The following is an 8,882-nucleotide window of genomic DNA, read 5'->3' as shown; positions in this document are numbered from 1 at the left end:
AGTCCTCCTTCGGTACTTAATTCGAGGTCATGCATGACACTCTCTATCGTACCAAGGGGGCTTCTTTTATGCATCTGGCTTCTACTCCAATTTATCCTCGCATTTTTCCCTTACAGGAATGCTCCTTAATTAAATATAATATTCACTTTAAGAAAACACAGATTGATTTACTTAATTTTAAACGTTTATAGTATTCTAATCACCTGTATAAGTCGATTTTACACAAAAAGCTTTGAAGCTCTTAAAAAAGAAACTAGTTGGTAAGTAATTCACACCCTTGAGTGATTATATATTACATTGTATCAATCGAACCATTTTTTGTCAGAATATTTGTTATTCAATTTTCGATCTTTAACGGGTCAGTCCAAAACTTTGAAGTTTTGATACCGATATGCAACAATACTTTCCATCTACTTTTTTCCAAAATAACGATAAATCGTGGTGCGGGACACTCCCCACTTCTCCGCCACATCTTTGATGGGAGTCCCATTGGTAATCAAAGAGCGCATCATTTCTATATTATTTTCCAAACTTCTCCGGGCGTCCCCCAAGACGTGCTCTTGCTCTTGCAGCTGTTCGTCCTGCAGCCGAGCGTTCTTCAATCAAATTCCGTTCAAATATATCCTTTCGCTTCATTACGACCCCCTCTCGTTTTTTTCTACGTAGACACCTATCAGAATTCTCGCCAATACATATATGGATAAAGTGATGGCGGCCACGATAAAAACGTTATAATCACCTTCTAATATTACTGTTATAAAAAATAAAGCTACGACAAAATAAATAACTGCAAATCTTTCTTGGTATCTTCTCTTTTTAGATAACTGGCCTGAATTTTTCAATTATTTCACTCCAAACTTGAAAGCTCTAATGAATAAAAGTTTTTCCTGCCGTGTAGTTTAATAGTTATTTGGATAATCTGAGTAACATTTTGAAACTAAACCATTATCTTTAGTGCCACGTTATATCTAAAAACCGGTTTTTAACTGCTTTTTCCCTAGTGATGCCGTATTGTTGTAATACCCTGGACTTAATAATTATGTATATTAATTTATGTTCGGAGTAACTACTTAGTAATAAATTAAAATGCTTTATTTCAATATATAGCATTTGCACACATTGCAGTCTGTCTTTTCTCCGCTTCCGATCATTTATTTATTTTTTATTAACGAAGGACCTAAAAACAACGCAATATAAAAAGTAACCATTAGATACAAAAGAATGTAATCAGCTTTCACAGTGTTCATTCCTAATAAATAACTGTTAATGGTCAAAATTACAGTTAATACTGTAGTGGACACCAAAAAGACAAGTAATGAAAACTTATAAATTTTCCCGTTTACTTCTCCATGCTCCTCCGTATTGTCGGATTTCTTTCCGCTTCTTCTTAATGATTCTAAAATAACAAAAGCCGACACACCGAAAATAAAACCCGACACCTCTACTCTTCCGGAAATTAAACCTGTAACACCTGTAAATAGAATTATACTTACCAGTATTCCATAAAAATACTTAACGATAACCCGGCCCTCCCTTCAAAACATTAAAATTCTTAACAACAAAACCAGTGTCCAGCCTCCTGCCAGTCTTGAATTTAAGCTTCAACCCTTCTTTTTGTCAGCTCTTCTCTTATTAATCCTGGGTATAATAAAATACCAGGAAACAAATCCACCTATAGCCAAGCCTATAACGTTATTCCATCTTATCTCTCCTTCAGCAAAGTAACTAAAGGACATAGAAATAACTGCAAAAACCAAAGCGGAGAGAAGACCGTTTTTAAGTCTTGCACTCATCGAAAGCCTCCCTTTCACTGTATAAACTGCAAAAACAATCCACTTCTTCAGAAAAATAGTCCGTCTTTCATCAATCCCTGCACTGAAAATATGGCAGATACAACTTGACGTTACGGCAGACTCAGTTTAGTTGTTCGTCCTCCATCGACTTGGTAGACCTGCCCTGTAATAAAACCGGCCTCGTCAGCTGCCAAAAAAGCCACAAGAGACGCCACTTCTTCAGGCGTACCCGTACGGGCCAAAGGGTGGATGTTTCCTATATCCCGCTGGAATGCTTCAGGATCTGCTGCGCTTTTGATAAAATCAAGATTCAATTCGGTATCAATCCAGCCGGGTGCTACTGCATTACAGCGGATCCCTTCATGTCCGTGATCTACAGCTACTGCACGTGTCAATCCATGTATGGCAGCCTTTGAGGCACTGTATGCCGCGTGTCCGGGGTTCGCTGCCAGCCCTTCCACCGAACCGGTATTGACAATAGTACCTTTTGTCCTTCGCAGATACGGCAAGGCAGCACGGATCATCAAAAACGGACCTGTCAGATTCACGTTAAGATTCCTCTCCCAATCCTCCAGACTCATTTCTTCAATAGAACTCTCCTGCATCATTCCCGCATTGTTAATCAGCACATCCAGTCGACCGGTGCGGGCGATGACTTCTTCCATAATTTTCTCCGGTGCTTCCGGATCGGAGAAATCTGCGGTAACAGAAGCAAATTCTTCATCCTCTCCGCGTTGTGCAGTTATGACCGTTGCCCCTTCCTCACTCAGGCGTCTGGCTATGGCGCGGCCGATTCCTTTTCGTCCGCCTGTCACCAGTGCTACTTTGTTTTCAAAACGTCTCATTATAAAAACCTCCTTATCAGACAATCCAGTGGTTTATTCTTCGAAACAGTCACTTCTGATTATACAAGCAGGTACAGCAATATTAAACGGAACCTAAAAAAAGACTGGTAGTCCCCATCAATCAACTAATTAATGAACGTTCATAAATTAGTTAGCGGGCTTTCCTTGATTTGGGTTAAGATAATTTGTAATTTAAGTAATGAAAGTTTGCGAACGTTTGTGTTATGATATGAATGAATAATAAATAAGAAAAGCGGGGCTGTACGATGGAACACAGAAAATACGGATACATATATACTGACAATAATGAACGAAAAAACAGTAAACAGATTACTGATCTAAAGGAAAAAAACATTCAGGATCGGGATATTTTTACAGATGTGAACACTGAAGAAAGTGTTCGAAAAGATAATTATGAACTTCTTAAACGGATTCTTTACCCGGGCGATGTTCTCTATCTCCACTCCCTTGACCATCTGGGGCACAGTAAAGAAGAGATTATGCAGGAATGGCACACGGTTACGAAAGAGCTTGAAGTAGATATTGTCGTCCTGGACATGCCTCTTCTGGACACAACCAAGTATAAAGACAGCATGGGGACATTCATAGCCGATCTCGTTTCACAGATGCTTACATGGATGGCGAAAAACGAAAGTGATGAGAGCGAGATACAAAAGGAAGAAGAAAGCGATATGAAGAATACCCACAAATCTTTGGGTCGTCCGAGAGCGGAAATTACAGATACTTTTCTGGATGCCTATGACGAATGGAAATCAGGGAACATTACAGCAACACAGGCGATGAAACAGGCGGAAGTGAAAAAAACGACCTTTTACAAACTCGTCCGACAAGTAGAAAATGATAGGTAAAGGAGTCCGGCTGTAATGAAAGAAAGATTCCCCTACATTATTTATTGGTTTCTCTTCCTCCTGGGTCTTCACTCTTATTGGTATTTTTTCTTTGTGGATTACGGAGTGGTTTATACAGTTTTTTTTACCTTTATAAGCGGTCTGTTCGGAGGAATGGTAGCACTGGTATTACGGAACTATAAATTAGTTATGTTAAGTTTCCTGCTTTTAATCAGTCCCTATATTATCATTCTCAGTATGCACTACGTATAATCAGAAGAAGGAAGCTGAAAAAATCAGCTTCCTTCTCTATATAAGATGTTTCCGGTTGTTTAACCGGTATTAATTTTTATTTCGGAGTTACTACTAAGTTTAAAGTAGAACTAGATTAAAATTTAATACCCACTTTACCCAAGTTTTTGGATTCTTTAATGTACGTGAAGGCTTCCTGACAATCCTCTGCTGAAAACATTTTATCTACAACAGGATGAATGTCGTGCTTCTCTATGAACTGAAGCATGTCCGCCCATTCCTCCATACTCCCCATCGTCGAACCGAGAAGATTATACTGGCCATAAAAGAAACTTCTGATATCCAGTTCGAAAGTGTCCTTCGTTGTAGCACCGAACGTTACGATAGTGCCCCCTCTTCTTACGGCATCGATGGACTTCTGGAACGTGTCCCCGCCGATACTCTCGACTACTACATCAATCGTCTCGTCATGAAGAACTTCATTCCAGTCATCATAGGTGAAAACGGCCCGGTCTGCTCCCATATCAAGAGCTTCCTTCATCTTATCCTCCGAACGGGAGGTTACGATGACCCGGGCACCGACTGCTTTTGCGAATTTCAGGGCATACGTCAGTACACCGCTCCCGATACCAGGCAGAAGAATCGTATCTTCCTCCGTTATATTTCCACGGGTGAACATCACCCGGTAAGCGGTCAATGCCGCAAGAGACAGCACTCCCGCTTCCTCAAGCGTCAGGTGATCAGGTTTTTTACGCACGTTCTCCGCTGGCATGACGATATACTCGGCGAATGTCCCATTTTCGGGGAACCCTACGATTTCATAACCTTCCGGCGGAGCATCACTTTTCTCTTTCCAGCCGAGACCGGGGTAAATAATTACTTCCTCCCCGTTTTGAAAATCTTTGACGTCCGCTCCTGTCTCTTCAATCGTAGCAGAAGCATCGGACCCCGGAATGAAAGGGCCTGACTCCGGATCATGTTTGTTTTCGACGACCGCCACATCCCTGCGGTTCAGTCCACCCACGTTCACTTTCAGAAGCACTTCTTCGGCCCCGGGTCTCCTTACGTCCATCTCCCTGTATGTAAGTCCGGAGATTCCCTGCTTGTGTTCATGTACAATCGCTTTCATATTATTTATCCCCTTTCTTTTAAGACTACCTTCAGCTTACCAATAATCTGTGGAAAATAAAATAAGAGTCCACCCTTTTAAGGATGAACTCTCGTTTTAAAAATATATTAGTCAAGTACTTTGACAGTTACGGATTGACGTCCGAAGTCAAGGGCGTCGTCCTGGCTAGGCATGAATAGATCGATGCGGTTGCCGTTGATAGCTCCACCGGTATCACCAGCGATAGCTGTTCCGTATCCTTCGACCCATACTTTGGAACCGAGCGGGATAACATCAGGATCGACTGCAATGACTTTCTGACCAGGGTTGGCTTTCAGATCCTGACCTGTAGCTGTAACACCGCTGCATCCTGCACAATAAGCTGTATATGCTGTAGCTTCAGCTGTGAACTGCTTCTGTACATCTCCCTGGGAGCTGCTTTCAGAAGAGCTGGCACTGCTGCTTTCAGATGCTGTGCTGCTGCTTTGTTTCTGCTCGGATGCAGAGCTGCTGCTTGCACTGGAAGCCGCTTTCTCTTCCTGTTTGGAGTCAGAAGCTGATTTAACTGCCGCTTTACTTCCTACCGCCAATTCATCTCCAGGGTGGATCAGGTTACTGGATAGATTGTTCCAGCTTTTCACCTGAGACACGCTGATGCCATGGCTGCTGGAGATTTTGTGAAGTGTATCTCCGGATTTTACGGTATAGACGTTGGAATTTGTTGTTGTTTTTTCTGCCGCTTTACCGTCCACGCTCAACGACTGTCCAGGGTAAATGATGTTGGAGTTAAGGCCGTTGACGGATTTCAGCTGGCTTACCGACACATTATATTGTTTGGAGATGCCCCAAAGTGTATCTCCACTGTTTACGTTGTGATCCTCAGCACTTACTGTAGTAGCGAATGCTCCTGTAAGGGCTGCTGTAGTTGCTAGTGTAACGATCTGTTTTTTCATTTGTTAATTCCTCCTTGATGGTTATCTCTCATCTGCACAATATCCATAATAACAGGTGTACAGAATAATTTAAGAACAAGGAGCTAACAGTTTGTTTGCAATATTAACATTCACATTGCACAGACATTACAAAGCTTAGATTTGTTGAGCTTCCGCCTGAGCTTTAGGGTCATCGAGATACTCATCATATCTCATTTCTTTATCCACTATTCCATTAGGAGTGATTTCGATGATACGATTCGCCACCGTCTGTATAAACTCGTGGTCGTGCGAGGCGAAAATGACCGAACCTTTGAAATTGGCCACTCCTTTGTTCAGGGACGTGATCGACTCCAGATCCAGGTGGTTGGTCGGCTGGTCCAGAAGCAATACGTTGGCTCCGGAGAGCATCATTTTCGAAAGCATGCAGCGGACTCTTTCGCCCCCGGACAGAACATTCGGGCTCTTCAGTGCTTCTTCCCCGGAGAAAAGCATACGACCGAGGAAACTGCGCAGGAATGTCTCCGTCTCGTCTTCCGGTGAATACTGTCTCAACCATTCGACTAGCGTTTTCTCGTTCCCTTCAAAGTATTCCGTGTTATCTTTCGGGAAGTAGCTCTGGGATGTCGTGACCCCCCATTTATACGTACCTTCATCCGGTTCCATCTCCCCGGCGAGTATTTCGAGAAGGGCCGTTTTGGACGTCTCGGAAGAACCGACAAGAGCGACTTTGTCGTCTTTATTGAGTGTAAAGCTTACATTGTCCAGCACTTTTTCTCCATCTATCGTCTTGGAAAGATTCTGCACCGTCAACAAGTCGTTACCGATTTCCCTTTCCGCCTGAAAAGCTATATAAGGATATTTCCTGGACGATGGCTGGATGTCATCCAGCGTAATTTTATCAAGCATTTTCTTCCTGGACGTAGCCTGTTTCGATTTGGAAGCGTTGGCGCTGAAACGGGCGACGAATTCCTTCAGCTGTTTGACTTTCTCTTCTTTTTTCTTGTTCTGTTCTTCTGCCATCTTTCTGGCAAGCTGGCTGGATTCGTACCAGAAATCGTAGTTCCCTACATATACCTGGATTTTCTGGAAGTCCAGATCCGCAATGTGGGTACATACGTTATTAAGGAAGTGACGGTCGTGGGAAACGACTACCACTGTATTCTCGAATTCGATGAGGAACTCTTCCAGCCAGCGGATGGCGTGGATGTCAAGGTGGTTGGTCGGCTCATCGAGAAGCAGTACATCAGGATTACCGAACAGTGCCTGGGCGAGAAGCACCTTGACTTTGTCGTTTGCCGGAAGTTCCCTCATTTTTTTATCGTGCTGAGCATCATCTACACCGAGACCCGTAAGAAGTCGTGCAGCTTCGGATTCCGCTTCCCATCCGTTCATCTCGGCGAATTCACCTTCGAGTTCCGCAGCACGCATACCGTCCGCTTCCGTGAAGTCACCTTTCGCATAGATCGCATTTTTCTCTTCCATTACTTCATACAGTCGTTCGTATCCCATTATGACTGTTTCAAGAACATTGTATTCATCATAAGCGAAGTGATCCTGTTTCAAAACGGCGAGACGCTGCCCTTTGCCGAGAGCGACCTCTCCGCTTTGTGCATCCAGTTCGCCGCTTAATATTTTAAGAAATGTCGATTTACCGGAACCATTGGCCCCGATCAATCCGTAACAGTGCCCTTCCGTAAACTTGATATTCACATCTTCAAACAGTTTTCTATCCCCGAAACGCAGACTTACGTTTTGTACTTGCAGCATAGTAACTAATCCTCCATTCAAAAATTCTCATTTATTATATCAGGAAATCACAAAATAAAAAACGCGGGCATCCGCGTTTCTACTGATTATAGTATAAGCTTTTATTCTCAACGACCTGAATCGTTCTTGTAGCGCGTTTCATTTCGCTGTCACAGACGGGGCATGTATGAACTTGTTTATCTTTAAAGTTGTCCCTCATCCAGCAGTTACAACCTTCCGCGGTACATTCCCAAACGGATGTTTCTTCCTCTGGTGCTTTCTCCTGATTCTGTCTTCCGAATGCCATACTATCTCACCTCTTATTCTAGAGAATAAACAATTGTTTTAATTTTACTACTTTTTTCCGGTTAAGTCAAAATTATATGGCACAAATGTGTAAATCGCGCCGGAGGTTTTACACCGCCATACCTGTGTGCTACACTCCAATTAACGTTTTTACGAAAAGGAGCTTTTCAATGAAAAAAGTATTATTACTCGTTCTGGTTGCAGCAGTCACTCTTCTGGCAGCATGTTCTTCCGGAGATGACGGAAAAAGCAGCAGCGGGGACTCCAAAGAAAACAAAAACAACTCAGGCGAAGCAGCAGCAGTCGTAAACGGAGAGGAAATCTCCCAGAAGGAATTCGAATCCAATGTAGAAAACGTCAAGCAGCAGTACAAACAATTCGGCATGGACGCTTCCAAGCAGGAAGATCAGATCAATAAAACCGCCATCAATCAGCTGATCGGCACAGAGCTTGTGATGCAGAAGGCGGAAGAAATGGATATTAAAGTATCGGATAAAGAAATAAACAAGCAGTTCGAGGAAATGAAAAAACAGTACAAAGAAAACGATCAGTGGGAAAAATTCCTTGAAAAAAACGATATGTCTCAGGAAGAAATTAAACAGGAAATGAAGAAAAGTCAAAAAGCACAGAAATACGTGGACAAAAACGTAGACGTCCCGGAAGTTACGGATAAAGAAGCGAAAGAACAGTATGAGAAAATGAAGGAACAGATGAAAGCACAGCAGGATGCACAGAAAGAAGAAGGCAACAAAGACGGTCAGAAAGCACAGCAGCAGCAACTCGGCTCTTTCAAAGAGATGAAAGACCAGATTAAACAGCAGCTCGCTTCCCAGAAACAGAGCGAAGCCGTCAACAAACACATTGAATCCCTTCGTGAGAAAGCCGACGTTAAAGTCAATGTATAAAAGAAACCCCCGGAAATGGTAGTGACCCCTAAAAGTTAGAGTTTTTATTAGGAAGCTGATTGGCTGGTTTGAGTCCGGTATTGAATGGGACTCAAACCAGCTAATTTTGCTTTTATGCGATCATGGTTGTAGTAGTTGATGTAT

General features: G+C 42.7%; 9 protein-coding genes and 1 pseudogene. 2 read left to right on the top strand and 8 right to left on the bottom strand.

Going from position 1 to position 8,882, the window contains the following annotated elements:
- Window positions 1-410: 410 nt before the first annotated feature.
- The 3 genes and pseudogenes from CKW00_RS13105 to CKW00_RS13085 form a co-directional block, all read right to left on the bottom strand.
- Window positions 411-618, bottom strand: a pseudogene (locus tag CKW00_RS13105) (helix-turn-helix domain-containing protein); the annotation flags it as partial.
- Between the two features lie 983 nt (window positions 619-1,601).
- The gene (locus CKW00_RS13090) at window positions 1,602-1,793 is read right to left on the bottom strand and encodes a hypothetical protein (RefSeq protein WP_095822935.1); all 192 of its coding nucleotides are present in this window, start codon (window positions 1,791-1,793) and stop codon (window positions 1,602-1,604) included.
- A 110-nt stretch (window positions 1,794-1,903) separates the two neighbouring features.
- A complete protein-coding gene (locus CKW00_RS13085; protein ID WP_095822934.1) occupies window positions 1,904-2,638 on the bottom strand; it encodes an SDR family NAD(P)-dependent oxidoreductase in 735 nt (244 codons plus the stop codon).
- Between the two features lie 266 nt (window positions 2,639-2,904).
- On the opposite strand from CKW00_RS13085, the gene CKW00_RS13080 reads away from it, so the two are divergent.
- A complete protein-coding gene (locus CKW00_RS13080) occupies window positions 2,905-3,507 on the top strand; it encodes a recombinase family protein (RefSeq protein ID WP_095822933.1) in 603 nt (200 codons plus the stop codon).
- A 367-nt stretch (window positions 3,508-3,874) separates the two neighbouring features.
- Here the strand turns inward: CKW00_RS13080 and CKW00_RS13070 are convergent, their stop codons facing one another.
- From CKW00_RS13070 to CKW00_RS13055, 4 genes are all read right to left on the bottom strand, one after another.
- Entirely contained in the window at window positions 3,875-4,867 is a 993-nt protein-coding gene (locus CKW00_RS13070) for a zinc-binding dehydrogenase (protein ID WP_095822931.1), read from the bottom strand.
- Window positions 4,868-4,974: 107 nt separating this feature from the next.
- The gene (locus CKW00_RS13065; protein WP_095822930.1) at window positions 4,975-5,799 is read right to left on the bottom strand and encodes a LysM peptidoglycan-binding and 3D domain-containing protein; all 825 of its coding nucleotides are present in this window, start codon (window positions 5,797-5,799) and stop codon (window positions 4,975-4,977) included.
- A gap of 135 nt (window positions 5,800-5,934) precedes the next feature.
- The gene (locus CKW00_RS13060) at window positions 5,935-7,548 is read right to left on the bottom strand and encodes an ABC-F family ATP-binding cassette domain-containing protein (protein ID WP_095822929.1); all 1,614 of its coding nucleotides are present in this window, start codon (window positions 7,546-7,548) and stop codon (window positions 5,935-5,937) included.
- 79 nt (window positions 7,549-7,627) lie between these two features.
- Entirely contained in the window at window positions 7,628-7,834 is a 207-nt protein-coding gene (locus CKW00_RS13055) for a cold-shock protein (RefSeq protein ID WP_076570527.1), read from the bottom strand.
- A gap of 169 nt (window positions 7,835-8,003) precedes the next feature.
- On the opposite strand from CKW00_RS13055, the gene CKW00_RS13050 reads away from it, so the two are divergent.
- On the top strand, window positions 8,004-8,738 hold the full coding sequence (locus CKW00_RS13050) for a SurA N-terminal domain-containing protein (RefSeq protein WP_158221323.1): 735 nt from the start codon (window positions 8,004-8,006) through the stop codon (window positions 8,736-8,738).
- A gap of 47 nt (window positions 8,739-8,785) precedes the next feature.
- Here the strand turns inward: CKW00_RS13050 and CKW00_RS13045 are convergent.
- A partial coding sequence (locus tag CKW00_RS13045) for an IS3 family transposase (protein ID WP_143544219.1) occupies window positions 8,786-8,882 on the bottom strand: 97 nt, incomplete at its 5' end.

This window comes from Salimicrobium humidisoli (assembly GCF_002295105.1).
Classification (GTDB): Bacteria; Bacillota; Bacilli; order Bacillales; family Halobacillaceae; genus Salimicrobium; species Salimicrobium humidisoli.
The sequence above is the reverse complement of the archived record's forward strand: the minus strand, read 5'-3'. Positions and strand labels throughout refer to the sequence as shown.